This window comes from Myxococcus sp. CA040A, from assembly GCF_013336725.1.
GTDB classification, from domain to species: domain Bacteria; phylum Myxococcota; class Myxococcia; order Myxococcales; family Myxococcaceae; genus Myxococcus; species Myxococcus llanfairpwllgwyngyllgogerychwyrndrobwllllantysiliogogogochensis.
Map to the genome: position 1 here is coordinate 558,287 of NZ_JABUMR010000003.1, position 26,179 is coordinate 584,465.

Annotated in this window: 15 protein-coding genes; 8 read left to right on the plus strand and 7 right to left on the minus strand. The window is 68.4% G+C overall.

Annotated elements, in window-relative coordinates:
• The first annotated feature begins 55 nt into the window (after window positions 1-55).
• Window positions 56-637, plus strand: a complete 582-nt coding sequence (locus HUA75_RS14565) for a type 1 glutamine amidotransferase domain-containing protein (RefSeq protein WP_174454087.1) — start codon at window positions 56-58, stop codon at window positions 635-637.
• Window positions 638-722: 85 nt separating this feature from the next.
• Here the strand turns inward: HUA75_RS14565 and HUA75_RS14570 are convergent, their stop codons facing one another.
• Window positions 723-1,658 (minus strand): DUF1684 domain-containing protein, encoded by a 936-nt coding sequence (locus tag HUA75_RS14570; protein ID WP_174486738.1) that lies wholly within the window; start codon window positions 1,656-1,658, stop codon window positions 723-725.
• 113 nt (window positions 1,659-1,771) lie between these two features.
• Between HUA75_RS14570 and HUA75_RS14575 the strand changes: the two genes are divergently transcribed.
• From HUA75_RS14575 to HUA75_RS14585, 3 genes are read left to right on the plus strand one after another with little or no spacing between them, the layout of a single operon-like run.
• Entirely contained in the window at window positions 1,772-2,617 is an 846-nt protein-coding gene (locus HUA75_RS14575; RefSeq protein WP_174486739.1) for a 2-oxo acid dehydrogenase subunit E2, read from the plus strand.
• 34 nt (window positions 2,618-2,651) lie between these two features.
• Entirely contained in the window at window positions 2,652-2,885 is a 234-nt protein-coding gene (locus HUA75_RS14580; protein ID WP_141646813.1) for a hypothetical protein, read from the plus strand.
• 25 nt (window positions 2,886-2,910) lie between these two features.
• On the plus strand, window positions 2,911-3,207 hold the full coding sequence (locus HUA75_RS14585; protein WP_141646814.1) for a cyclic-phosphate processing receiver domain-containing protein: 297 nt from the start codon (window positions 2,911-2,913) through the stop codon (window positions 3,205-3,207).
• A 4-nt stretch (window positions 3,208-3,211) separates the two neighbouring features.
• Here HUA75_RS14585 and HUA75_RS46670 read toward each other — a convergent pair whose 3' ends face one another.
• From HUA75_RS46670 to HUA75_RS14600, 3 genes are all read right to left on the minus strand, one after another.
• A complete protein-coding gene (locus HUA75_RS46670) occupies window positions 3,212-4,174 on the minus strand; it encodes a hypothetical protein (protein ID WP_254627573.1) in 963 nt (320 codons plus the stop codon).
• Window positions 4,175-4,376: 202 nt separating this feature from the next.
• Entirely contained in the window at window positions 4,377-4,976 is a 600-nt protein-coding gene (locus tag HUA75_RS14595; protein WP_174486740.1) for a transglycosylase domain-containing protein, read from the minus strand.
• A gap of 214 nt (window positions 4,977-5,190) precedes the next feature.
• Window positions 5,191-7,686, minus strand: a complete 2,496-nt coding sequence (locus HUA75_RS14600) for a TonB-dependent receptor (RefSeq protein ID WP_174486741.1) — start codon at window positions 7,684-7,686, stop codon at window positions 5,191-5,193.
• 182 nt (window positions 7,687-7,868) lie between these two features.
• Here HUA75_RS14600 and HUA75_RS14605 point away from each other — a divergent pair, with 182 nt between their 5' ends.
• The 3 genes from HUA75_RS14605 (at window position 7,869) to HUA75_RS14615 (ending at window position 18,507) form a co-directional block, all read left to right on the plus strand.
• Window positions 7,869-8,759: a hypothetical protein gene (locus tag HUA75_RS14605; protein ID WP_174454094.1), complete on the plus strand. Its 891-nt coding sequence runs from the start codon at window positions 7,869-7,871 to the stop codon at window positions 8,757-8,759.
• Window positions 8,760-9,228: 469 nt separating this feature from the next.
• A complete protein-coding gene (locus HUA75_RS14610; RefSeq protein ID WP_217446117.1) occupies window positions 9,229-16,407 on the plus strand; it encodes a HAMP domain-containing protein in 7,179 nt (2,392 codons plus the stop codon).
• A gap of 114 nt (window positions 16,408-16,521) precedes the next feature.
• A complete protein-coding gene (locus HUA75_RS14615; protein ID WP_141646819.1) occupies window positions 16,522-18,507 on the plus strand; it encodes a PAS domain S-box protein in 1,986 nt (661 codons plus the stop codon).
• A 26-nt stretch (window positions 18,508-18,533) separates the two neighbouring features.
• Here the strand turns inward: HUA75_RS14615 and HUA75_RS14620 are convergent, their stop codons facing one another.
• Both HUA75_RS14620 and yedA read right to left on the minus strand, forming a co-directional pair.
• A complete protein-coding gene (locus HUA75_RS14620) occupies window positions 18,534-20,825 on the minus strand; it encodes a hypothetical protein (protein WP_174460843.1) in 2,292 nt (763 codons plus the stop codon).
• Window positions 20,826-20,945: 120 nt separating this feature from the next.
• Entirely contained in the window at window positions 20,946-21,899 is a 954-nt protein-coding gene (gene yedA / locus HUA75_RS14625) for a drug/metabolite exporter YedA (protein WP_371746110.1), read from the minus strand.
• A gap of 285 nt (window positions 21,900-22,184) precedes the next feature.
• Here yedA and hrcA point away from each other — a divergent pair, with 285 nt between their 5' ends.
• Window positions 22,185-23,216: a heat-inducible transcriptional repressor HrcA gene (gene hrcA, locus HUA75_RS14630; RefSeq protein WP_141646294.1), complete on the plus strand. Its 1,032-nt coding sequence runs from the start codon at window positions 22,185-22,187 to the stop codon at window positions 23,214-23,216.
• A 61-nt stretch (window positions 23,217-23,277) separates the two neighbouring features.
• On the opposite strand, the gene HUA75_RS14635 is transcribed toward hrcA, so the two are convergent.
• Window positions 23,278-26,160, minus strand: a complete 2,883-nt coding sequence (locus tag HUA75_RS14635; protein ID WP_174486744.1) for a carboxypeptidase regulatory-like domain-containing protein — start codon at window positions 26,158-26,160, stop codon at window positions 23,278-23,280.
• Between the last annotated feature and the right edge of the window lie 19 nt (window positions 26,161-26,179).

Genomic DNA, 26,179 nt, shown 5'->3' on the forward strand with positions numbered 1-26,179 from the left:
GTGGGCACCTTGAGCGCACGGGACAACCCGTCCATTCGCAACAAGGAGACGTCCTATGGCGCGCATCGCGTTCATCCTGGCCGACGACTTCGAGGATTCCGAGTTCCGCATTCCGTATGACCGCGTGAAGCAAGCGGGGCACGAGGCGGTCGTCATCGGCGTGGAGGCCGACACGCCCGTGAAGGGCAAGAAGGGCAAGGAGGTCATCACCCCGGACAAGGCCGTGCGGAACGTGTCGTCCCGGGACTTCGATGCGCTGGTGATTCCGGGGGGCTACTCACCGGACCACCTGCGCATGGACATCGACATGGTGGGCTTCGTGCGGGACTTCTACCGCGCGGACAAGCCGTTGGCGGCCGTGTGCCATGCGCCGTGGATGTTGGTGGAGGCGGACATCGCGGATGGGATGACGCTCACGTCGTGGCCCTCCATCCGCACGGACCTCATCAACGCGGGCGCGCGCTGGGTGGACCGCGAGGTGGTGGAGGATGGCAACCTCATCACCTCGCGCAACCCGGGGGACCTGCCGGCCTTCACTGAGGCGCTGCTGCGACAGGTGGCCCAGGGCATCGCCCCACGCCTGGAATCACCGCGCGGGCGCGAGGCCACTTCGGAGCAGCCGTCCAGCGTGCACTGACTCAGTCACGGGCCACGAGCGGACGGGGTGTGTCGGCTCGTGGCCTGTTCCGGTGGGCACGGCGGGATGAACAGCTCCCTGGACCTCAGTGGTCGCCGTAGCGCTTCTCGCCGGCCTCCACGCGGAGGGCCAGGCGGTTGCCACGCGGAGGCAGCGGGCAGGTGGCGAAGCGCGTGAAGGCGCAGGGCGGGTTGTAGGAGCGGTTGAAGTCGAGCACCACCTGTCCGTCCTTCGGCATGTCCGAGTACAGGAAGCGGCCCGCGCCGTACGTCGCATCGCGGTTCGTCTCGTCCGCGAAGATGATGAAGAGCTGGTTGGAGCCCTCTTCCTCCACCGGCGTCAGGCGGTACTCCTTGCCGTCCACCGTGAAGACGAGCGTGCCCGGCGCCTTCATCTCCTCCGTGGTGCCCAGCACGTTGGGAACCTGGAGCGTGCGCGGCGTGGCCGAGGGCTCGAAGCGCGCGGTGACGCGCCACGTGGGGCTCGCCGGATAGGTCTCGATGCCGTGGAACTGCTTGCGCGCCTGCGCCTGCGAGTCCTTCACTCGCACGCCCAGCTTGTCGCCTCGGAGGATGACCTGGAAGTTGAGGCTGCCGAGCTTCACCACATCCGGAGAGCCCTTCTCGTCCGTCTTCAGCTCGCCCCCGGTGAAGGGCGCGTTGTTGCGCGTGAACTGCACACCCGACGCGGGCTGGAAGCTGACGGTGTTGCCCTTGCGAGTGAAGGTGCCGAGCTTCGCGGGCGTACCGGCCGGGAAGTCCAGTTCGCTCTCGGGTGCGGAGCCGGCGGTCTGCTCGCCCTCCTTGAGCCAGAAGAGGCCGACGAGCGTCAACCAACCCTCCTCGGACTGGAGTCGCTGGATGCGCTGCTCATGCCAGGCGCGGGTGGAGGCGGTGAGGTCTTCGGGCGTCGTGGGAGTGGACACAGTCTTGGCGGGGGCAGCGGGTTTCGGCGGCGGGGCCTTCTGCGGGGCCGGCGCGGCCTGGAGGGCGAGGGACAGGGCCAGGGCAAGGGGCGTCATGTCGGGTGCCTCGGTGAGAGGGGGCTTCCAGCAGCGGCCCCCTGTCTAACAGGGTGGGGTGCGCGGCGCAGGGTTGCAGGCGACCGGGCTCCGTGCGAAGCCGGACACCCGCCGTGGAACTCGACCTGAAGCCGGCACCGCCGCCAGGTGCCTTCCGCAAGCTCGCCCTGGGGGCGTGGCGTTCGCCCAAGGACCCGAGCGCCTATGCGTCCCTCGAAGTGCGCATGGAGAAGGCCGTCGCGTTCCTGGAGGCGTGGCGGGCTCGCACCGGACAGCGACTCACGGTGACACACCTGGTGGCCAAGGCGTCCGCGGATGCGCTGCGCCTGCACCCCGAGGCCAACGTGCTCCTGCGTTGGGGCGCGCCCTCGCTGCGTGTGGACGTGGGGGTGTGCGTGCTCGTCGTGCAGCCCGAGGAGTCGGGACGGGCGGACCTGACGACGGCCACGGTGCCTCGGGCGGACACCCTGTCCTTGGAGGAGTTCGCGCGGGCGATGGAGGCCGTCGTGTCCCAGGTGCGCTCGCGCAAGGACGCGGTCATCGAGCGGGGCAAGCGTCGCTCGTATCGCATCCCCGGGATGTTCATGGGGCTGGCCCTGCGGCTCCTGTCCTTCGTCTGGTTCACGCTGAACGTGGACCTGCGCTGGGTGGGGATGCCCAGGGACCCGTTTGGTTCGGTGGTGGTGACGAGCCTGGGCTCGCTGGGGCTGGAGCGCGGCTTCGTGGCGACGGTGCCGTACACGCGGGTGCCGCTCATCCTCGCGCCGGGTGCGGTGCGGTCCGTGCCGGTGGTGGAGGCGGGCGAGCTGGTTCCCGGGCGGATGATGACGCTGACGTGTACGTGGGACGCGCGGGCGCTCGACGTGGAGGTGGTGGCGAAGGTGCTGCGGCACGTGGGCGCGGCGCTGGAGTCGCCCGAGGAGACGTGGGGGGCTGCGAGCGGCGCGCGGGTGGGGTAGAACGGGACACGTCGCCACTGCTGGAGGTCCCGTCATGCCCGTGGATACCAATCGTCGCGTTGCCTCCGCCCGTCCCGTGGGGCGCGCGCTCGGAGGGCAGGACCGCTACGAGAAGGAAGCGCTCGAGGGCCCGGCGGAAGGTCCACTGGCGATGACTCGACGCCAGCGACTGGCGGGCGGGCCCAATCGCGCGGAAGGGGAGAGCCCCTTCGCCGCGAAGATGCGGCAGCTCGCGGAGAGCAAGTCGTCCAAGGACGAGGAGCGCTGAGGTCTTCGGTGGAGCAGGCCCTTCGATGAAGGTCTATCTGGACGACGAGAGGCCCACGCCGGAGGGCTGGGTGGCGGTGCGGTGGCCGGAGGAGGCCATCGCGTTGCTCGAAGGTGGGCAGGTGGTCGAGCTCAGCCTCGACCATGACCTTGGAGACGATGAGCACGGCACGGGCTACGACGTGCTGCTCTGGCTCGAGGAAGCAGTGGCCACGCGGGGCTTTGTTCCTCCGCGTGTCCGGGTGCATTCAGCGAACAGCTCCGCGCGCCACAAGATGGAGCTGGCGATGGAGCGCATCGAGCGTTTCGTTCGCGAGCGGTGACGGCTCAGCGTGAGCGCGGAGTTGGACTCGGGCTCGGGGCGACCTGGATGCGGGTCGCGTTGGTGCTGCCGTCGGCGATGAGGCTGAAGGCCGCCTGGACGGCGGTGCCTTGGGGCAGGCTCTCGAGTGAGATGCGTTGTCCGTTGCGGACCACCTGGGTGTTCTGGCCGACGCGGAGGTTGTAGAGGTCTCCGGTCTCCGCGTCTCGGACCACGACGCGTCCCTTCGAGGTCGAGGCCACCTGTCCGCGCATGACGACGTTGGCGACCACGGTCTTCTCGGGGTCCGCCCCCGTGTCCCGCGCGGGCTCCGGGGACGCGCTCTGTTTGGGGGGCGTGCTCTGGTCCGAGGTCGCCTGTCCCGAGCCCGCCTGTCCCGAGGCCGCCTGTCCCGAGCCGCCGGTGCCTTCGTCCTGTTTGTCCGAGTGCGGGCCGCGCAGGGCGTTGACCTGTCGCTGGAGGCGCAGGACATCGGAGCGAAGCATCGCGACTTCACGAGTCAGTTGCTTCGGGCTCAGGTCCTTCCCCGAGGAAGCGGCCTCCGCGCTGCCGCCATGCGCGTCACCCGCCGCGTCGGAAGGTTCGGTGCCTCCCTGCGTGGGGGGCGCCCTGCCGCTGGGGACGTCATTTCCAGAGCCTTGGTTTCCAGCGCCTTGGTTCGAGGCCGGGGTGTTGTTCGTGTTTCCGGAGCCACCCGTGCCCGAGTAATCCGTGTTCGGCGTACCGAGGTTGTCCTCGGCTCCGGTGGCGCCCTGTGGGACGGGAGAGTAGCTGCCGGACTCATATGTGCCCGGTGGCTGCGTGCCGGTATCTCCCGAGACACCTCGGCCTTGCTGGTTCTGTGGAGGTGAGGTCATTCCAGGAGCGGACGACCCACCGCTCGACCCACCGCCCGCTGTCTGCGCGAGGGCAACGGGAGTCATCAAGAAGCTGAACGTCAGGGCCGCGGAGAAGAGCGCTCGTCGCATGGTGGGGTCCTTTCCTCGTGCTCAAGGTTGAGGCTTGGGGCCCTGGCGACAAGCGAGCCTCGCGGAAGCTCGCACGCTCGCATTCATCTGGAGTGATGTCCGTCCGCGCGGCGTCCCTGCGAGCAGGAAGGGAGGGGAGCGCGGAGGGCTCAGCCGGGCGTCGACGGAGAAGTGGTGTCTGTTGTGGGCGGGTGCGTCCTCGTCAATGAGGCGGGGAGGAATCCCAGGTGTCACCCTCACGAGTCTCTTCGCAGGGAGGCCACTGCACGGGGCGTGGTGCGAGGAGGGGCCGCGCCCTGAGGGCTTCTTCCAGTTCATCCACGGTGATGGTCGCGTTCGCGTGAGAGGCTCGCAGGAACCAATCGCGACTCTCGAGGCTGAACTCCGGATTGCACCAGGGGTCCTGTCTCATGGGGGCGTCGTAGACCGCCTTGAGCAGCGCGATGCTCGCGAAGTCGAGCTCCGCCCACTCCTTGCCGAAGATACTCCTGGCAACGTCGAAGACACCCTGTTGCTGCTCGTGGAGTGCGCGGTGCCGGAGTTCGTGCAGCACCAGGTCCTCCGCGCTCCAGTGGCGAGTGAGCCAGACCGCCAGCGCGACGCGCTCCCCAGGCCGAATGCGGTCGGCGCCGCGCTGTTCCAGGTCGGCACTCCAGCGATACGCGGCATCGAGTGCGAGCCCGAATCCCTCGGGTTCGATTTCTGCGAAGCAGGCGGTTGTAAAAGGGATCAATTGCAATACACCGAGGGCCACTGTCCAGGGCCAGATGGGTTGGACGTGAGTCACCTGAGGTCGCTCCATGCTCATCCACCATCGGAGCCGGAGTTGCTCCGCGGGTCGGAAAAGAGGCACGGGCTTGGAGGGAAGGACAGGGACCTTCGCGAGCGTGTGGCTGTAGAAGCCCTCCAGTGCGGCCAATGGCACCACAACCGCGAGTCCCAGCAGACACACCAGCCACCGCAAGCCGCGCTTCCATCGCATGGGCCTCGGCGCAGTGCAGCCTTCAGGCCAGGACTCAGAACGTGTACCGCGCCCCGAAGCGCACCTGTCTCGGTGGTTGATGCTCCAGGGCCACGGTGGGGCCATCGCTGCTCGAAGTCATCCGCGTCTCCGTCTGGATGTTGAAGAGATTGAAGGCATCGAGGTCGAAGGACAGTGCCTTGCCGCGGTCGAAGTGATAGTCCATTCCGAACCGCGCATCGACGACATGCAACCAAGGCGTGGATGCACGCTGTCCTGCCTCGAGTGTGCCCGACGCGGCGACATAGGCCAGGCCCAGACGGGCTGATAGCGCCGGGGTCAATCGCTGCCGCCTTGCCCCGGAGGCCTTGAGGACATGGGTGCGCCGTGCCACGGCGGATGTTCCTCGCAGCATGTGGTTCAGAGGGTCCTCACGACTGCCGCCGAAGCGCGACCACGTGTAGCTGACCTGCCCCATCCAGTCGTAACCGGCCGTTCGTGCCAGCTCCAACGTCACCGCGTCATGAGTTTGCTCCATCCTGGGTAGGTCGGAGCCCAACCCATTCCCGGGATTGACGAGCCGCCATTCATCGCCTCCCGGGTTGCTCATGAGCCCCAGTCCCGTATCCAGCTCCCTGCGGGCATAGGTCACGCTCAAGACCGTTTCGCGCAGCACTGCCACGGCGGCGCCGAGTGTGGCCTCGCTGGTGGACGCGGGTGACAGATGGGGGTCCACCTCCACGTCGCGAACCTGTTCACCCGATACATCGGGAAGGAGCAGTCCGAGCAGCGTCTGCCCGCGATACTTGCCGTAATGAGCGAAGAGGCGCATCTCGCCACGCTCGAAGGGGTCCACCACCACGCCCAATTGAGGCGAGAGCGCGTGGCTGATGGCACGAGTCTCCCCATGTGCGGGCAGGAGTCGCTGCATGTCGTAACGGAGTCCGGCGTTGACGGTCAGGAAGTATGAGTACGCCCAGGAGCCTTGGACGAAGCCGCTCACCATGTCGCGGTTCGTCCGGGTCGCGATGCTCGGGGGAACCGCCTGGAGGCCGCGAGGGGGCCAGCGTTGCGTGCTGGGGACTCTCTGCACCGCCTCGTGGACCAACCACTCCGCATCGAGCCCCACCTTCAGGGTCTGCTGCAGCTTGGAGATTCCCAGGGCTCGATACGTCCGATGGCGGGCCCACCCACGGACCTGGAATTGATTCGTGTCGTGCTCCTCGTCTCCGCATCGGGTGTAGCGCGCCAACAGCGTTGAGCCACAGGCGAGGCCCTTTGTGTCCGCCCCCGTTTCCCCGGATGGAGCAGGGCGCTGGGCGAAGTGCTGTCGAAGCCAGCGTGCATCGATGTCGAGCAACAGCGCATTGTCCAACAGCGCCCCGCTGTGCCCGAGTCCGAGCAACAGGGTGTCGCGCTCCAGCGCGCGTGGCGCGAAAGCAGTCGCCCCCTCATGCCATCGCTGCGTGGCTGGTATTGTGATGAACGTCAGCGTCGTTCTGTTGGACGCGTTGAACAGGTAGGTCAGGCGGCCCAAGGCCTGGAGCTCTCGTTGGTCGAAGTGAACGGTAGGGGATGTCTCCTCTTCGGAGAGAGTCGACTCCCTGCGAGTGCTCTCCACTCGCTGAACCGAGGGAATCAGCCCCAGGGAGAACCAGAGCTGGTCCTTCAGGATGGGGCCGGAGAGGACCGCGCCCAGCTCTCCCATATGCTGGAGCGCTTCATGGGGACCGTCCTGGACCGGCTGACGCCCCTGGAGCAATCCGGTGGCCCAGTGGGCGAATACGGACCCGTTGAACTCATTGCTACCGGAATTGCTATCACCCGCATCGATGATGGCTCCCGTGGCTCGGCCGTATTGGGGGATGCGTCCACGGAACAGCAGCTCACCCCTATTGTACTGAAGCAGCTCCAGGCTCAGGGGTACGGCATTGCGCCCGAACACGCCGTCCTGGGTGGAGAGGCCGTCCAGCACATATCCGTTCTCCGAGGGACTCGCGCCAAGGAGTGTGAGCCCCTGGTCCGTGTCGACTGCTTCCGAACGCAAGGACTGAAGCCTGTCGACCGAGCGCATCGCACTGCCCGGGATGGGCCGTGCGATGGGGAGAAGGTCGGTGATGAGATGGTCGAAGGACTCGGAGACACCCGTACTTTCGTAGTCCAAGGAGGGGAGCGTCCAGCAACGGAACTCAAGCATCTCACCCAAGGGCCCGGGGATGAGTTCGACATTCACGCGCAAGGCACGCGCTTCTCGCAGGAGGACCGAGTCCCTCGTCAGTGGGATGAACTGTTCCTTCTCGAAGCGCAGCTCATACGTTCCAGGGGGAAGGGGCTCGATTCGGTAGGTGCCGTCCATTTCCGTGACGACAGTAAACTCGCCCTGGGGCTCGGACGCGGAAGCGGTCACCACGACATCCCCGAGGGGCTGTCGGCTCAGGGCATCAATCACCGTGCCGGAGATGCTGCTCGTGGGCTCCGCCCTGGCAGTGGGTGCCTGGCTCATCCCCACGAGGACTCCGACGACGACGTGAAACACGGTCAGGTTCCGCATCTCCCAGAACCTTCCATGGGGCCCGAGCGTCGTTCGTCATGGTTTCCGCACGAAGCAGGCAGGCACCCGTGATGATTCCGTGCTGTGCTGGAGCCAGCCTCGGGGTGGGTGGCTCGGAAGCGGGCCGGGCGCTATTCGTGTGAGGCCGAGGGCCGGGGCAGCACTGTCACGAGGTCTCAACCTTGAGTGGACGCGAGAGCGCGGTGACCACGGGAAGGAAGGGCGCACGCGCGTCCGCGAGGAATACGCGCGCTCGCAGCCTCCGGCCCTGGCCGCTCACCCTCGCCACCGCCGTCTCGCTGGGCCTCCTCCTCTACGTCGCCACCACCAGCCTGCCCTACCTCGTCTCCTCCCCGACGACGGACCCGAACTTCGGCGCCCTCAACCACTGTCTCTCCAAGGCCCACCCCGAAGCCCGGCTGGGCTGGGCCGTCTCCCCGGACGCCACGCGCGCCGCTGTCTACGGCCCCCACGCCGTCGCCGTCTGCGGCCCCGGTGACGCCGCCACGCGCAGGGAACTCACCGGCACCCTCGCCCTCGCCTTCGACGGAGACAACCGGCTGTGGCTCTCCGCCGCGGGCCGCTTGCTGCGCGAGGACGGCGCCACCCTGCGCCCCATGGGCGACTTCGAGCCCATGGCCCTGGCCGGCCACTCCCACGGCATGCTGGCCCTGGATGCCTCCGGACAGCTCGTCTCCGTGGCGCCTGGGGGCACGGTGCTCGCGCAAACGCTCGTTCCCGGAACCACGGGCCGACTCTCCGTGGGCTCGGGCGGCGTGCTGGCCGCCGTGCTCTCCGAAGGACTGCTGCGCGTCTTCGACACCCGCACCCTCACCCCCGTTGAACTGGACCTCCCCTGCGCGGTGGAGACCGTGTGGTGGCTGGATGAACCGGACCGGCTGTTGATCGGCTGCACACCGTCCGGGGCACCGTCGTTCTCGGTCGATGTGCGCACCGGAATGCGTGAGAAAGCACCGGAATACCGGAGTCTGGCCCCTGCTCGCCGGCTCTCCGGCCGGCCGCTCTATGTCCAGGGCTGTGACGGTTTTCCCTGCACGGCGCCGCCGCCCTGACATGTTGCACAAAGGCTCCGGGTCCCGTGGTTTCCACACGGGGCGTCCGGAAGTCCGGAGTGGAAGTCCAGTAGGCGACAAATCGTCCTGTCAGGGCGGGCTTTGAATCGACAAGCCCGCGAACTCACAGGAGATTCGCGCCCCGGCCGTCCGTCGTGAAACACAGCTCACGGCGTTCATCCCGATCAGAAGGGTTCTCCTCGTGGACGACACCAAGGTTCCCAGCTCCAGCAATGGCAAGAAGCGCGCCTCGACGCGCAAGCAGCCTCGGAGCGATGTGGCTTCCAGCCCGCAGACCTCCAGCGACACCCTCGCGGCCCACCGCGTGGAAGCCGAGCGCACCCGCACCCGTGCGAGTGACTCGAAGCCCTCTCATGGGGCGGGCAGGCAGGCGGACGAGGGTGCGCGGAGTCGTGGCGGCGGCGCCAGGACGCCCGGCGGTGGTGCGCGCATCCGAGGGGATGACCCGATGCGGACGCTGCTGGCCGCGCTGCGGGCCGTGCAGGGCGGAGACTTCTCCGTGCGCCTGCCGGACTTCTCCACCCTCCCGGTGATGGATGACATCTCCCGCGCCTTCAACGCGGTGGTGACGCTCAACTCGGCCATGACGCATGAGATGGTGCGCGTCTCCCGCGTGGTGGGCCGCGAGGGCCGCATGGGCGAGCGTGTGTCGCTGGGCGACGCGCGCGGCGACTGGGCCACGAGCATCAACTCCATCAACGCGCTCATCGGCGACCTGGTGCAGCCGACGACGGAAGTCGCTCGCGTGCTGGTGGCGGTGGCCGAAGGCGACCTGACGCAGAAGATGGCCCTCGAAATCGACGGCCAGCCGGTGAAGGGCGAGTTCCTGCGCATCGGCACCACCGTGAACGCGATGGTGGATCAGCTCAACTCGTTCGCCGCCGAGGTGACGCGCGTCGCGCGCGAGGTCGGCAGCGACGGCAAGCTGGGCGGACAGGCCGAGGTGAAGGGCGTGTCCGGCGTGTGGAAGGACCTCACGGACAACGTGAACCTGATGGCCAACAACCTCACGGCCCAGGTGCGAAACATCGCCGAGGTGTCCACCGCCGTCGCCAACGGCGACCTCTCCAAGAAAATCACGGTGGACGCGCGCGGCGAGGTGCTGGAGCTGAAGAGCACCATCAACACGATGGTGGACCAGCTCAACGGCTTCGCCTCCGAAGTGACGCGCGTGGCGCGTGAAGTGGGCACGGAAGGAAAGCTGGGCGGTCAGGCCGCGGTGCCCGGTGTGTCCGGCACGTGGAAGGACCTCACGGACAACGTGAACTTCATGGCGTCCAACCTCACGACGCAGGTGCGCGGCATCGTGAAGGTGGTGACGGCCGTCGCGAACGGTGACCTCACCCAGAAGCTGATGGTGCCGTCGCAGGGCGAAATCGCCGCCCTGGGCGCGACGCTCAACAACATGACGGACACGCTCAACGTCTTCGCCCAGCAGGTGACGAGCGTGGCGCGCACGGTGGGTGTCGAGGGCAAGCTGGGCGCCCAGGCCCAGGTGCCCGGCGCCGCCGGCACGTGGAAGGACCTCACCGACAACGTCAACCTGATGGCCAACAACCTCACGGCCCAGGTGCGCAACATCGCCGACGTGACGACGGCCGTCGCCAAGGGCGACCTGTCCAAGAAAATCACGGTGGACGTGAAGGGCGAGGTGATGGAGCTGAAGGACACCATCAACACGATGGTGGACCAGCTCCGCGCGTTCGCCTCCGAAGTGACGCGCGTCGCGCGCGAGGTGGGCACCGACGGCAAGCTGGGCGGTCAGGCCGATGTGAAGGGCGTCGCTGGCGTGTGGAAGGACCTCACCGACAACGTCAACAGCATGGCCTCCAACCTCACCACCCAGGTGCGCAACATCGCCCTGGTGACGACGTCGGTGGCCAATGGCGACCTGTCGAAGAAAATCACGGTCGATGCTCGCGGCGAGATTCTGGAGCTGAAGAACACCATCAACACCATGGTGGATCAGCTCAACTCGTTCGCCTCGGAAGTGACGCGCGTCGCGCGCGAGGTCGGCACGCACGGCAAGCTGGGCGGACAGGCCGAGGTGAAGGGCGTCTCCGGTACGTGGAAGGACCTCACGGACAACGTGAACGTGATGGCCGTCAACCTCACCACCCAGGTGCGTGGCATCGCCAAGGTGGTGACGGCGGTCGCCAACGGGGATTTGACGCAGCGGCTGAAGATGGAGGCCAAGGGCGAGGTCGCCGAGCTGGCCGACACCATCAACGCGATGACGCAGACGCTCTCCATCTTCGCGCAGCAGGTGACGGACGTCGCTCGCACGGTGGGCGTGGAAGGCAAGCTGGGGGCCCAGGCGGTGGTGCCGGGCGTCGCGGGTACGTGGAAGGACCTCACCAACAACGTGAACCTGCTCGCGAACAACCTCACCGACCAGGTCCGCAACATCGCCGAAGTCACCACGGCCGTCGCCAATGGTGACCTGTCGAAGAAAATCACGGTCGACGCCAAGGGCGAGGTGCTGGAGCTCAAGAGCACCATCAACACGATGGTGGACCAGCTCCGAGGCTTCGCGTCGGAAGTGACGCGCGTCGCGAAGGAAGTCGGCACCGAAGGGAAGCTGGGTGGTCAGGCGGAAGTGCGCGGGGTGTCCGGCGTCTGGAAGGACCTCACGGACAACGTGAACTTCATGGCCTCCAACCTCACCAGCCAGGTGCGCGGCATCGTGCGCGTGGTGACGGCGGTCGCCAACGGAGACCTCACCCAGAAGCTCATCATGGACGCGAAGGGCGAAATCGCCGCCCTCGCGGAGACCATCAACGCGATGACGCAGACCCTGTCCATCTTCGCCCAGCAGGTGACGGACGTCGCCCGCACGGTGGGTGTCGAAGGCAAGCTGGGCGCCCAGGCGGAGGTGCCGGGCGTCGCGGGCACGTGGAAGGATCTCACCAACAACGTGAACCTGCTGGCCAACAACCTCACGGCCCAGGTGCGAAACATCGCCGAGGTGACGACGGCTGTCGCGAATGGCGACCTGTCGAAGAAAATCACGGTCGACGCCAAGGGCGAGGTGCTGGAGCTCAAGAGCACCATCAACACGATGGTGGACCAGCTCCGCGCGTTCGCCGCCGAGGTGACTCGCGTCGCGAAGGAGGTCGGCACCGAGGGCCGGCTGGGCGGTCAGGCCGACGTGAAGGGCGTGTCCGGCGTCTGGAAGGACCTCACCGACAACGTGAACGTCCTCGCCGGAAACCTCACGGACCAGGTGCGCAACATCGCCAAGGTGACGACGGCCGTCGCCAACGGTGACCTGTCGCAGAAGATCACCGTCTCCGTGAAGGGCGAGGTGCTGGAGCTGAAGAACACCATCAACACGATGGTGGACCAGCTCCGAGGCTTCGCGTCGGAAGTGACGCGTGTCGCGAAGGAAGTCGGCACCGAGGGCAAGCTGGGCGGGCAAGCCGCGGTGCCCGGAGTCGCGGGCGTGTGGAAGGACCTCACCGACAACGTGAACGTCCTCGCCGGCAACCTCACGGACCAGGTGCGCAACATCGCCAAGGTCACCACGGCGGTCGCCAATGGCGACCTGTCGCAGAAAATCTCCGTCGAGGCTCGGGGCGAAATCCTGGAGCTCAAGAGCACCATCAACACGATGGTGGACCAGCTCCGCGCGTTCGCCGCCGAGGTGACTCGCGTCGCGAAGGAAGTGGGAACGGACGGCAAGCTGGGCGGTCAGGCCGCGGTGCCGGGGGTCGCCGGCACGTGGAAGGACCTCACCGACAACGTGAACAGCATGGCCTCCAACCTCACCGCGCAGGTGCGAAACATCGCGCTGGTGACGACGGCGGTCGCCAACGGTGACCTCTCCAAGAAAATCACCGTCGACGCGAAGGGCGAGATTCTGGAGCTGAAGGACACCATCAACATCATGGTGGACCAGCTCAACTCGTTCGCCTCGGAGGTGACGCGCGTCGCGCGCGAGGTCGGCACGGAAGGCAAGCTGGGTGGACAGGCGGAAGTGCGCGGGGTGTCCGGCGTCTGGAAGGACCTGACGGACAACGTGAACTTCATGGCCCGCAACCTGACGACGCAGGTGCGCGGCATCGTCAAGGTCGTGACGGCCGTCGCCAACGGCGACCTCAAGCAGAAGCTGGTCGTCGAAGCGAAGGGCGAAGTGGCGGCCCTCGCGGAGACCATCAACAACATGACGGACACGCTGGGCACGTTCGCCGAGCAGGTGTCCACGGTGGCCCGCGAAGTCGGTGTCGAAGGGAAGCTGGGTGGACAGGCCCGCGTGCCCGGTGTGGCCGGCACGTGGAAGGACCTCACGGACAACGTGAACTTCATGGCCTCCAACCTCACCACGCAGGTGCGCGGAATCGTGCGCGTGGTGACGGCGGTCGCCAACGGTGACCTCACCCAGAAGCTCATCGTCGACGCGAAGGGCGAAGTGGCCGCGCTCGCGGACACCATCAACAACATGACGGACACGCTGGGGACGTTCGCCGAGCAGGTGTCCACGGTGGCCCGCGAAGTCGGTATCGAAGGAAAACTGGGCGGTCAGGCCCGCGTGCCCGGTGCGCGCGGCACGTGGCGGCAGCTCACCGACAACGTGAACCAGCTCGCCGGTACGCTGACCAGCCAGCTGCGCGCAATCTCCGACGTGGCCACCGCGGTGACGAAGGGTGACCTCACCCGGAGCATCACTGTCGTCGCCGAGGGCGAGGTCGCCGCGCTGAAGGACAACATCAACCAGATGATCGTCAACCTGCGTGAGACCACGCAGAAGAACCAGGAGCAGGACTGGCTCAAGACGAACCTGGCGAAGTTCAGCGGCATGATGCAGGGCCAGAAGAGCCTGGACGCCGTCAGCCGCCTCATCATGAGCGAGCTGACGCCGCTGGTCTCCGCGCACCACGGCGCCTTCTTCCTGATGGACACCGACTCCGGCACGCCGGTGCTCAAGCTGACGAGCACCTACGCGTACCGGGAGCGCAAGCACATCGCCAACCGGTTCCGGCTGGGCGAGGGACTCGTCGGGCAGACGGCCCTGGAGCGGAAGACGATTCTGCTCACCCACGTGCCGCCGGACTACATCACCATCTCCTCCGGCCTGGGCGAGTCCGCGCCCCTCAACATCATCGTCCTGCCCGTGCTGTTCGAAGGTGAGGTCAAGGCCGTCATCGAGCTGGCCTCGTTCCACACCTTCAGCGCCATCCATCAAATCTTCCTGGACCAGCTCACCGAGAGCATCGGCGTGGTCCTGAACATGATCATGGCGAACATGCGCACCGAGCAGCTCCTGCAGCAGTCGCAGGGACTCACTCAGGAGCTGCAGAGCCAGTCGCGCGAACTGACGCAGCAGCAGGACGCGCTCAAGCGCAGCAACAGCGAGCTGGAGGACAAGGCGAAGCTGCTCGAGGAGCAGAACCGCCGCGTCGAGGAGAAGAACAACGAGGTCGAACGCGCGCGCGTCAGCCTGGAGGAGAAGGCCGAGCAGCTCACCGTCATCTCCAAGTACAAGAGCGAGTTCCTGGCCAACATGAGCCATGAGCTGCGCACGCCGCTCAACAGCCTGCTCATCCTGGCCAAGCTGCTGTCCGACAACAAGGACGGCAACCTCAGCACCAAGCAGGTGGAGTACGCGAACACCATCTACGCCTCCGGTGGTGATTTGCTCAGCCTCATCAACGAAATCCTCGACCTGTCCAAGGTGGAGGCCGGGAAGATGCAGGTGGAGCCGCGGGACATCGTCCTGTCGGAGTTGAACCAGTTCATCGACCGCAGCTTCCGCCCCGTCGCGGACCAGAAGAACCTGGCCTTCACGGTGGAGGTGGCGCAGGGCGCCCCCCGCCACATCCGCACCGACCCGCAGCGGCTGCAGCAGGTGCTCAAGAACCTGCTCTCCAACGCCTTCAAGTTCACGGACGAAGGCAGCGTGAAGATGACGGTGAAGCTGGCCGAGCCGGGCACGCGCCTGGACCACGAGGTGCTCAAGCGCTCGCGCTTCGTGCTCGCCTTCGTGGTGACGGACACGGGCATCGGCATCGCCAAGGACAAGCAGCGCCTCATCTTCGAGGCGTTCCAGCAGGCGGACGGCTCCACCGCGCGCAAGTACGGCGGCACCGGCCTGGGCCTGTCCATCAGCCGCGAAATCGCCAAGCTGCTGGGCGGCGAAATCCACGTCCACAGCGAGCCGCGCAAGGGCAGCACCTTCACGCTGTACCTGCCGCCTGAGTACGTGGGCCCCGAGGACGACGGCATGCCGGTCATGCCGGTCATGCCGGTCATGCCCTCGCCGCTCGAGCCGCTGTCTCGCATGTCCCACGTCTCGTCGGAGCCCCTGTTCCCGACGCCCTCGCCGGTGCCGGTGCCGCCGACCGCCGCCGAGAACGCCCATGTGCTGGACGCGGCGCTGCCGCCTCCTCAGGTGGACTCGCTGCTTCCGCCGCTCGCGGTGGAGGACGACCGGGACCACATCCGCGAGGGTGACCGCGTCCTGCTCATCATCGAGGACGACCTGAAGTTCGCCCGCATCATGGTGCAGCTGGCGCGGGAGAAGGGCTTCAAGGCCCTGGTCGCCACGCGGGGCGACACCGGCCTGTCCATGGCCAACGAGTTCCAGCCGCACGCGGTGACGCTCGACATCCAGCTGCCCGTCGTCGACGGCTGGAGCGTGCTCGACAGGCTCAAGCGCAACCCGCGCACGCGCCACATCCCGGTGCACATCATCAGCGTCATGGACAAGCACCTGGGCAACGCCCAGGGCGCGTTCGGCTACCTCACCAAGCCCGTCAGCAAGGAAGGCCTGGAGCGGGTGTTCAACCAACTGGCGAAGTTCCTGGAGCGCACGGAGCGCAGGCTGCTGCTGGTGGAGGACGACGACGTCCAGCGCAACAGCCTGGTCAGCCTGCTCGCCGAGGGCGGCGACGTCGCCGTCACGGCGGTGGCCACCGGCCAGGAGGTCCTCCAGAAGCTGGAGGAGGGTGAGTACGACTGCCTCGTCATCGACCTGCTCCTGCCGGACATGGACGGCATCAAGCTGGTGGAGGAGGTGAAGACGCAGCAGCGCTTCAGGGACTTGCCCATCGTCATCTACACGGGCAAGGAGCTGACGCCGAAGGACGACACGCGCCTGCGCCGCTACACCGGCAGCGTCATCCTCAAGAGCGGAACGAAGAGTCCCGAACAGTTGCTCAGTGACACGGCGCTGTTCCTGCACCGACTGGACCAGAACCTGCCTCCCCGCGCGCGGGCGGCCCTGGCGCAGCGCAGCGAGCAGGAGTCGGAGGTGGTGGGCAAGAAGGTGCTCGTCGTCGATGACGACATGCGCAACATCTTCGCCCTCACCAGCGTGCTGGAGAACCACGGCATGCAGGTGGTCTTCGCCGAGAACGGGCGGGCGGCCATCGAGACGCTTGAGCAGCACCGCGACGTGGATATCGTGCTGATGGACGTGATGATGCCGGAGATGGACGGGTACGAGACCATGCGGGCCATCCGCAAGGACGTGAAGTACGCCAGCCTGCCCATCATCGCCGTCACCGCGAAGGCCCTGAAGGACGACCGGGAGAAGTGCATGGCCGCGGGGGCCAGTGACTACCTGCCCAAGCCGGTGGATACGGACAAGCTTTTGGAACTCATCCGTCTCTGGGTGTCGGCTTGAAAGGTCGAATGATGGCTAGCGCACGACTCGTCACCGCCGGGCTTGGGGACGGCGGGGGTCGCGCCTAGCCTGTCCCGCCAGTGAACGGTCGGGGCATACCTTGCTCCTATTTCAATGACGCCTAGCGAACACATCTCCGCCGAACGCCCCCAGGACGGCGCAAGCCGTCCCCGGGCGAGCATCCTGATGGTGGACGACCACCCGTCCAACCTGCTGGCGCTGGAGGCCATCCTCGAGCCGTTGGGGCAGGAGCTTGTCAAAGCGACCAGTGGCGAGGAGGCGCTCAAGTTCCTGCTTCAGCGCGACTTCGCCGTCATCCTGATGGACGTGCAGATGCCGGGCCTGGACGGCTTCCAGACGGCCACGCTCATCAAGCAGCGGGAGCGCACGCGCACCATTCCCATCATCTTCCTCACCGCGCTCAGCCGCGACGCGGCCCACATCTTCAAGGGTTATGCGCACGGCGCGGTGGACTACCTGCTCAAGCCCTTCGACCCGGAAATCCTCCGCTCGAAGGTCAGCGTCTTCGTGGATTTGTTCCTCAAGGAACAACAAATCCAGCGGCAGGCGGCGATGTTGCGCCAGCGCGAGCGCGAGGCGGTGGAGCGGCAGAGCGAGCTGCGCTACCGGCGGCTCACGGAGTCCTTGCCGGAGGTGATGTGGGCGGCGCGGGCGGACGGCTCGTTCACCTACGCCAACCGGGCGGGGCGCGACTACACGGGCATCCACGAGGAGCATCCGCTGTCGTTGGGCACGTTCCTGGAGTTCGTGCACCCGGTGGACCGGGAGGAGATGCGCTCGGCGTGGGAGACGGCCATCCGCTCCAGCCAGCGGGTGGAGCGTGAGTTCCGGCTGCGGCGTTTCGACGGCGTGTATCGCTGGCACCTGGCGCGCGCGGTGCCGGAGCGGGACGAGTCCGGGCACGTGGTGGGCTGGATTGCCGTGGCCACGGACATCGACGACAAGCGGCGGGCGGAGGAGGCGCTGGGGCGCTTCAAGATGACGCTGGACGCGACGTTGGACTGCGTCCTGATGTTCTCGCCGGACTCGCTGACGCTCACGTACGCCAACGCGGGCGCGGCCAAGCAACTGTCGAGCAGCACGGACGAGCTGGTGGGGTTGTCGGTGCTGGAGGTGGAGAGCGCCTTCGACGAGGCGGGGTTCCGCAAGCTGCTGGCGCCGTTGGTGAGTGGGACGTTGCCCAGCCAGACGTACTCGACGACGCACCGGCGCAGGGATGGCACCGAGGTGCCGGTGGAGGTGGTGCTCCAGTTCGTGTCGGCGGCGGAGGGGCCCGGGGGGCGGTTCATCTCCGTGGCGCGCGACATCACCGAGCGTCAGCGCGCGGAGACCGCGCTGCGGCTGGCGAGCGAGGCGAAGGACGCGTTCCTCGCGGCGGCGAGCCACGAGCTGCGCACGCCGCTGGCGGCGGCCAAGGGGCACGCGCATCTGGCGCTCTTGAAGCTGGGCGGCGAGACGGAAGCAGGGCCGGGCAAGTCGCTGAAAATCATCAACCGGCAAATCGACCGGATGGCGAAGCTGGTGGAGGACCTGCTGGACATCAGCCGGCTGCAGGCGGGGCGGCTGTCGCTGGAGCTGGAGAAGTTCGACCTGGGCCAGTTGGTGCAGGAGACGCGGGACCGCATGGCGGTGTTGTCGCAGGGGCATGAAATCCAGGTGGAGGCGCCGGAGCACCTGGAGGGGACGTGGGACCGGGGTCGGTTGGACCAGGTGCTGACGAACCTCTTGTCCAACGCCATCCGCTACTCACCGGAGGGTGGGGCGGTGCTGGTGCGGCTGGTGCGCGAGGGGAAGGAAGGGGTGCACCTGTCCGTGAAGGACAGCGGCGTGGGGATTCCCAAGGACAAGCAGGCGCTCATCTTCGAGCGCTTCGGGCGCGCGCACGGCAGCAAGTACGGCGGCCTGGGGTTGGGGCTCACCATCAGCCAGGGCATCGTCGAGCAGCACGGCGGACGCATCTGGGTGGAGTCCCAGGGCGTGCCGGGCCAGGGGTCCACGTTCAACGTCTGGCTGCCCCGTGAGACGGAGTCCCCCGGAGTCGGCGTGCATCACGAGCACGGCACGCGCACCGCGAGCTGACAGGGCGCCGGCGCGCGAGCGCGGCGTCAGAGATTGAAGCCCACGTTTCCCACGGAGATGCTGGGCCCGAAGATGAAGGACCAGCGGCTGGAGGGGACGACGGAGCCGTCGGAGCGGCGGGTGATGTCGTCCCGGAACTCGCGCGCCACCCACGCCTGCGCCCCCACCGCCGCTCCCGGTCCAATGGGCACGCGCAAGCTGAGCCCCAGCACCACCGCCAGCGTCGGCGGGAATTCGATGTCGCCGGACTGGGGAATCAACCCCATGCCCATCAGCCCCATCTCGATACCCAGGAGCCGCTCCTGTCCCTCGTTGTTCAAGAGCGCCAGTCGCGACACCACGCCGAAGTTGAGGATGAGCTGCCCGCTGGGCTCCGTCGCCCGGTAGAGGCCCGCCGGAATCGTCGCCGTCGTGTACAGCCGGAAGCGCCCACCCCTGACGATGGCCGTCCATTGCGCCGACGGCAGCCCCGAGCGGTCCGACGTGCTCAGCGCGTACCGCGACTCGTCCGCCACCAGCGACACCTGGACGAGAATCCGGTCGAACTGCGCCAGCTGCCCCGGCACGGGAATGGTCCGGGCCTCGCCCTGCGGACGCAGCAACATCCGCTGCTCCACGTGACTCTCCCCTCGCGCCGAGCCGTCCGCCTTGGTGACGTCGATGCGCAGCACGATTTCCTGCGTGCCCTGCTCGGGCTTGAGCCGCTCCCGGTGGATGATGACCCGACACGAGTTGCGCATCTCGTAGTTGATTCGGTGCGGACGGCTGGGCTCCAGCACCTGGTCCTTGCCCTCCTTGTCCGCGCACACCAGCTCCACCACGCTCTCGATGCGGATGGGCACGCTGGCCTCGCGCACCGAGCGCTGCACCCGCTCGTTGACGACGAACAGGTCCGCCGTCGCCAGCTCTCCCGGCAGCGTGGACACCTGATAGCCGAAGCGCAGCGACACGAAGCCGCCCGCGGTGGGCTCGCCCTGCACATAGGTCGTCCCGTCCCGCGAGATGATGCTGTAGGCCCCGGCCACCGGACGCGGAACGAAGCGCCCCTGCTCTCCGCTCGAGGCCACGATGAGCTCCGCCGGCCGGTTGATGGGGATGAAGTCGATGGCCCCCTGGTCCGACAGCTCCAGCGACGCGCGCGGCACGGGCAGCGGCTGCGTCTTCGTCGTATCCGACGCCACCACCGAGCCCTCCACCCGTGAGGTCTGCGCGATGACCGTCACCTGCTGCTCGGACGTGCCTCCCGTGCGCAGCAACACATAGACGCCGTCCTGCGCCTTCACCACGCGCTCCACCCGAGCCCGCTGGTCGTTCATCGACCACAACAGCTTGCGCGGGTCGTGCTGGCATGACGTGTCCAGCCGCACCACCATCGCCGCGTTCTCCGCGTCGCGCAGCACCGTGCCCTCCACGGCCGTGAGCGGACACGCCAGCACGGGGAGCGTCTCCAGCAGCACCTGCTCCAGCACCTCGCCGCGCGCGAAGTAGATGCGCGGCGCCAGGCGCAGGCGCAGCGTCACGCTCACGTCCACGCCCGGCACGTTGCGCAGCGACACCGTGCCCTCGTTCACCTCGCAGCGCACCGGCCCGCAGTCCACCGACGCCAGTGCCTCCGAGTGGCTCAGCGCCACCGAGCCCGGCCCTCGCGACACATCCACGCCACCCGACTGGATGAGCGGCTGGGTCAGCACCACGCGCCCGGGGCGAAGCCGGAACGTCTCCGGGTCCACCACGTTGCCAGACGCGTCATACGTCGTGACATCCGGTCCATGCCGACCATGAGGCGGTGTCCAGTAGAGCGCCGCGTCCGTGGGCAGCCCGCGCGCCACGGGCACCGTGCAGCTCGCCGGCCCCCGCTCCGTCGAGGGCGCCAGGCACCGGTCCTGTCCCTCGATGAGCTGGGGCTGGGACTCACCCCGGGGCGTCCCGCTCCAGGAGATGCCCACGTGGTCCAGCCCCGCGCCGCGCAGCTCCACGCGGCCCTCGTCCGGAAAGAAGTTCGTCGCCGCCGCGTCCACGCGCGGAAAGGCGCCGGTGGCGATGACGGTGACGCGCTCTTCCGTCGTCTCGCATTGCCCCACCGACGACGCCACCTTCAACTCCTGGATGCGCGCGTCGTCCTGCTCCACCCGCTGCGGAGGCCGCAGGGTCCGACTGTCCGACGCCAGCGTCCAGCCTGCTCGCAGCGGACCACAGACGACACCCTTCGAGACCACCGGCACGCCGGCGCCGCCCTCGGGCACCTGGACGACGGGCGCGGCGGCGGCGAGGCCACCCACCAGCAGCCATGCGAGACAGAGCGCGCGGATGGATTCCATCCCCCCGTTAAACAGCGAGGGAGGGCACCAGCGTCAAGCGCCGTCTGCCCCTTCTCGTCCGGGGTGTCACGCGACGTGCGGACCTTCGAGCACACAGGGTCCGCGAGTTTCGCGCGGCGCTCAGCGCTTGCGGGTCAGCAGCACGACGGCGCCCAGAATCGCGGCCATGGCGACCCACGACAGGGGGCTCATCGACTCGCCCGCGAACACGACGCCCAGGAGCACCGCCACCACCGGATTGACGTACGCGTAGCTGGTGGCCACCGAGGGGCTCGTGTGCCGCATCAGGTAGCCGTAAACGGTGTAGCCCACCAGCGAGCCGAAGGTGACCAGGTACGCGAAGGCCGCGAGCGCGCGCGCATCCGGCATGGCCGTCAGGTGCTCGCCACGCAGGAGCCCGAAGGTCAGCATCAGCGCGCCACCGCAGAGCATCTGCGCCGCGGGCGCCATCATCCCCTGGGGCATCGGCATGCGGCGTCCGAGCACGGAGCCCAGCGCCCAGCTCATCGGCGACACCAGCAGGGCCAACGTGGCCCACCCACTCCCGCCCAGCTCGCCCCCGAGGTTCAGCAGGACGATGCCGCCAAACCCCACCGCCAGCCCCCAGCGCTCCAGCTTTCCGGGCCACTGGCCGAACAGTCCACCGAACAGCGCCGACCACATGGGCAGGCTGCCCACCACCAGCGCCGCCACGCCGGAGGGCACCCACTGCTGCGCGAACACGAGCCCGCCGTTGCCCACACCCAAGAGCAGCAGTCCCACCACCGCGCTGGAGCCCCACTGTCGCGCGGTCGGCACCGGCGAGCCCTTGAGCCACATCGCGCCGAACAACAGCGCTCCCGCCAGCAGGAAGCGCGTTCCTGATGCGAGGAATGGCGTCATGCCACCCTGGAGTACCCAGCGGATGGCCAGATAGGTGGAGCCCCAAACGAGGTACAGCGTCACGAGGCACAGCAGGATGCGGCCGCGCGAGGCACCCGACTGGAGCGCGTCACCAGCGACAGGGGACGCGACGGGGGAGAGGGCGGGAGTGGAAGGCGTGGACAGGGACGAGGCGGCGGACGAGGCGGACACGGTGGCGCGGCTTGTAGCGTCCGACCTCCCCACGGGCCATGTGCGCATTGCCGTACCCCACAGTCGGTAGAGTCGTCGGGCGGTACAGTGCGAGTGCGCGCCAGGTTGGATGCGGCGGCGCCTGCCTGGCTCCCTGGTGGGTGGTGCGAGGGCGGGGACCACCCTTCGGCCGCATGTCTCCTTCCGACGTGGATTGAACCCACGGACAGGCTTTCTTACACTTGGGTCTCGTGGAGCGCTCGCGGCGCGGTGGCTGGCCGCATGCTTCAGAGTGAGAGCCCCTGGATGTCCGAAGAGCTGGGTGAACGCGAGAAGGAAGTCCTCCGGGCCGTGGTGCAGGAGTACATCTCCACGGGCGGGCCGGTAGGGAGCCAGCAGCTCGCTCGCCGGCCTGGGTTCGAGGTCTCCTCGGCCACGATGCGCAACGTGCTGGCGGATCTGGAGGAGCTGGGGTTCCTGGAGAAGCCGCACACCTCCGCGGGCCGGGTGCCCACTGACGCGGGTTATCGCTTCTACGTGGACACGCTGGTCAAGCTGAAGGACCCCACGCCGCGAGACAGGGAACTCATCCACGCGGGCCTCTTCCACGACGCGAATCTGGAAGAGGTGTTGGGGGATGCCAGTCGCCTCCTGCACTCGCTGACGCGGCACGCGGGCGTCGTCGTGACACCTCGGCCCGAGTCCGCGGTGTTCCGTCGCATCGAGTTCGTCCGTCTGCGCGAGGACCGGGTGCTCGCCATCCTGGTGGGGCAGAGCGGGCAGGTGCACAACAAGGCCATCACTGTCGACTTCCCCATCACCTCGGACGAGCTGATGCGGGCGAGCAACTACCTGTCGGAGCTCCTGCACGAGGTTCCGCTGGAGGAGGCGCGTGAGCGCATCCGCTCGGAGATGGACCAGGAGCAGGCGCTCTACAACGCGATGACGGCCAAGGCGCTCAAGCTGGGGGCCGCGGCCACGGACCTGCCGACCACGGAGCGCGTGCTCATCCAGGGCACCAACTCGTTCCTGGAGCAGCCGGAGTTCGCGGACGTGGAGCGCATGCGCGCGCTCTTCAAGACGCTGGACGAGAAGCACCGTCTGCTGTCGCTGCTGGACCAGGTGCAGCGCGCCAACGAGATGCAGATCTTCATCGGCGCGGAGAGCGACTTCTCCGCCGCGGGTGATGTGTCTGTCATCGCCAGCCCTTACGGCAACCAGGAGCAGGTGCTCGGCACGGTGGGCGTCATCGGCCCCACGCGGATGGACTACCGCCGCGTGATTCCGCTGGTGAACTTCACCGCGCAGGTGCTGTCGCGCGTGCTGGAGAAGGTGTAGCCGGCATCACATCGCGCGGAGGGGAGGACCCCCGCGCGTGCGAGCGAAGCTGCGGCCCGCCTCACTCCGCGCGAGTGGCCTGCAGCTCGCGCTCTCCGCCTTCGCGCCGCACCTGGAGGCGCACGGGTGTACCGGGAGCGCCTCGGGTGCGCGCCTCCGCTTCCGACCTGTCGCGCACGACGAGCCCGTCCACCGCGAGCAACCGGTCACCCACCGCCACACCCGCGCGCGCGGCGGGCCCATCCGGCGTCAGCCACGCCACGGCCACCTGACCGCGCTCCTCGCTGAACCCCGCGCCCACGGTGCCTGGCGTCGCGCGGCGCGGGGACACCGTCACGTCGCCCAGGTCCGAGGTCTCCGCCTCCGTCACCTTCACGGAGTGCGTCTCCACGCGCCCCTCGGGCGGCATCAGCCTCACGGTGTGCGGACCGGGTCGGACCTCGTCCAGATGGAAGCGGCCGTCGACTCCGGTGACGGTGTCGGGCCTGGCCGTCACCGCGCGGTCCAGGAACACCGCCACACCCGCGGCTGGACCACCACCCCGACTCCACACCGCGCGCCCGATGATGGAGGCCGCGCCTCCCGTCGAGAGTGACACCTCCACGTTCGCGCTGCCGCCCGGCTCCAGTGCCACCCTCGCCGAACCGGTGCGCCCGTCCTGCGTCTGGACATGCACCTTCACCACCTGCCCGGGCGCATCCCTCATCTCGAAGGTGTCTCCGCTGAAGCGCCGCGTGGACGGCGCCAGGGGCTCCCATGGAAGCTCCTCGCCGTTGTCCTCCGTCAGCCTCAACGTGAAGCCCGCGGGCACCGCTCCACCGCGCGCCACCACCCGGCCGCGCAGGTGGGCCGCGGGCTTCAGGCGCAGGTCCATCAACCCCTGGCCCTCGCGCACCGAGGGCACCCTCACCACGCGCCCCCCGTTGTGGGCCGCCAGCTCCTGCAGCGGCGGCGCACCCGCCGGCCGCGTGGGAATGGCGAACGTTCCGTTCTCGTCCGCCTGCACGCGCATGGTGAAGGGCATGTCTCCCCCCTGCACCGCGGCCACGACGGCGAAGGGGCTGGGCGCTCCAGAGGGCTCGCGCACCGTGCCGGAGATGCCGCGCTCCTCCACCAGCACCAGGTCCTGCTGCACGGCGCTCCCCGCCTGCACCGTCACGCTGGGGTCGTCATCCTGGAAGTAGATGAAGCGCGCGCGGGGCAGCACGGCGGTGAGCTGGTACACGCCCGCCGGAAGCTCCAACTGGTACATCCCCGCCGCGTCCGTCTCCGCCCACGCCAGGTCGGAGGTGCCGCCGGGCGCGCCGCGTGGCACCGCGCGCACCACCGCGGGCTCGGACAGGGGTTTGCCCGAGGACTGCGTCACCACTCCCTGGACCATGCCGGACTCGGTCAGCGTCAGGTCCACGCGCGTGCGCGTGCCGGCCTTCAAGGTCTCCACGCGGCTGGTCCAGCCCTGCGAGCCATCGCGCCGCGCGCGCACCGACGTCCGGCCGGGCACCAGCCCGCTCAGCGTGTACGCACCCTGTGAGTCCGTGCGAGTGGTGGCCGCCGCGCCCCCGCCGTTGCGCGGCGGCTGGGCTCGCACCTCCGCGCCCGCCACCGGCTGACCCTGGGGGTTGACCACCACGCCCTCGACCTCGGCGGTGGCCGGCTCCAGCTTCACGTCGAGCGTCGCGTGGGCACCCTCGGACACCACCACGCCGTCATGCGTGGCGCTGGCGAAGCCCGGAGCGTGGACCTGCACGTCGTACTCACCGGGAGGCAGGCCCAGCCGGTAGATGCCCTCGCCTCCGGACGTGGTGCGCGCCAGCTCACCGTCGGCTCCCGTGGGGCTGACCACCAGCACCGCGCCGCGCACCGGAGCCTCATCGCCGGTAGACCTCACCTGTCCGGTCAGTCCGCTCGTCGAGCCCAGCGCGACGGTGAGGCCGCGCAACGTCTCGCCCGGCGCCACGAACAGCGTGCCGGGCACGCGGCCCACCGCGTCGCCATGTCGCGCGGACAGCACCCAGTCACCACCGCCGACCTCGAGCGCGAAGCCGCCGCCTTCGCTCGAAGTGGTGCTCACGGGCGCTCTTCCTCCAGAGGCCGTCACCTGCGCGCCGGTGACGGGCTGGCCCTTCCCGTCCACCACGAAGCCCTCCAGCGTGCCCGCGCCCCACAACCCCACCACCAGCTCTCCCTGCTGGGGCACATGGAGGAAGCGCAGCGTGCGGCGGCTGAAGCCCGGCGCCTCGGCCGTGAGGCCATAGCGGCCTGGAGCCAGTCCGGTGAACTGGAACTGGCCGCGCTCGTCACTCGTCGCCGTCACGGCTTCCTCGGCAATCGCCGCGGGCTCAGCCCAGGCGATGGCGGCCCCCGGGTACGGATGCAGTGTCACCTCCGCCAGCGGCACCGGCTCACCGCCGTTCTCCGCCACCGTGCGACCCTGGAGTGTCACGCCCGCGCTCAGCGTCAGCTCGACGGATGTCTCCGCTTCACCCGCGGGACGCGTCGCCTCGCGCCGCGCGGGAGCATGGCCCTCGGCGTGCGCGGACAGCAGGTAGTCGCCCGGCCGGGTGGGCAGGCGCAGCGTGCCGTCCTCGCCCGTGGTGCCCTCGGCCGCGAGCCGCCAGGAGGACGCCGCCGCATCGACGAGGTCCTTCGACTGCTTGCGCCAGGCCCGCACGTTCGCGCCCGCCACCGGACCGGACGCGCCCACCACGCGCACCACGAAGGCGCCTTCGTCGGGGGCCGCGGGCTCGTCGCGAACCACGGCGGACACGGACTCGGCGCGGGCGGTGACGCCACCGCCGCTGGAGGAGGCTTGCGTCTCGCGAGGCGCGGAGGGCGCCGGGTCGGAGGGCGTGCCGGGCCTCGGCACGCGGAACCAGAGCAACAGCACCGCGCCGATGGCGAGGAGGGCGGCGAAGAAGATGGGACGTTGGGACCGCAGGCGCATGGCTCGTCCTCGGGAGGAC

What these genes read in the sequence shown, in the direction of transcription:
- HUA75_RS14580 (WP_141646813.1), top strand. Translation starts at nt 2,652, where the DNA reads ATGCCCGTGGATACCAATCGTCGCGTTGCCTCCGCCCGTCCCGTGGGG.
- HUA75_RS14610 (WP_217446117.1), top strand. Translation starts at nt 9,229, where the DNA reads ATGCGGACGCTGCTGGCCGCGCTGCGGGCCGTGCAGGGCGGAGACTTC.
- HUA75_RS14620 (WP_174460843.1), bottom strand. Translation starts at nt 20,825, where the DNA reads ATGGAATCCATCCGCGCGCTCTGTCTCGCATGGCTGCTGGTGGGTGGC.
- hrcA (WP_141646294.1), top strand. Translation starts at nt 22,185, where the DNA reads ATGTCCGAAGAGCTGGGTGAACGCGAGAAGGAAGTCCTCCGGGCCGTG.
- HUA75_RS46670 (WP_254627573.1), bottom strand. Translation starts at nt 4,174, where the DNA reads ATGCGACGAGCGCTCTTCTCCGCGGCCCTGACGTTCAGCTTCTTGATG.
- HUA75_RS14585 (WP_141646814.1), top strand. Translation starts at nt 2,911, where the DNA reads ATGAAGGTCTATCTGGACGACGAGAGGCCCACGCCGGAGGGCTGGGTG.
- HUA75_RS14600 (WP_174486741.1), bottom strand. Translation starts at nt 7,686, where the DNA reads ATGCGGAACCTGACCGTGTTTCACGTCGTCGTCGGAGTCCTCGTGGGG.
- HUA75_RS14565 (WP_174454087.1), top strand. Translation starts at nt 56, where the DNA reads ATGGCGCGCATCGCGTTCATCCTGGCCGACGACTTCGAGGATTCCGAG.
- HUA75_RS14635 (WP_174486744.1), bottom strand. Translation starts at nt 26,160, where the DNA reads ATGCGCCTGCGGTCCCAACGTCCCATCTTCTTCGCCGCCCTCCTCGCC.
- HUA75_RS14570 (WP_174486738.1), bottom strand. Translation starts at nt 1,658, where the DNA reads ATGACGCCCCTTGCCCTGGCCCTGTCCCTCGCCCTCCAGGCCGCGCCG.
- HUA75_RS14615 (WP_141646819.1), top strand. Translation starts at nt 16,522, where the DNA reads ATGACGCCTAGCGAACACATCTCCGCCGAACGCCCCCAGGACGGCGCA.
- HUA75_RS14595 (WP_174486740.1), bottom strand. Translation starts at nt 4,976, where the DNA reads ATGGAGCGACCTCAGGTGACTCACGTCCAACCCATCTGGCCCTGGACA.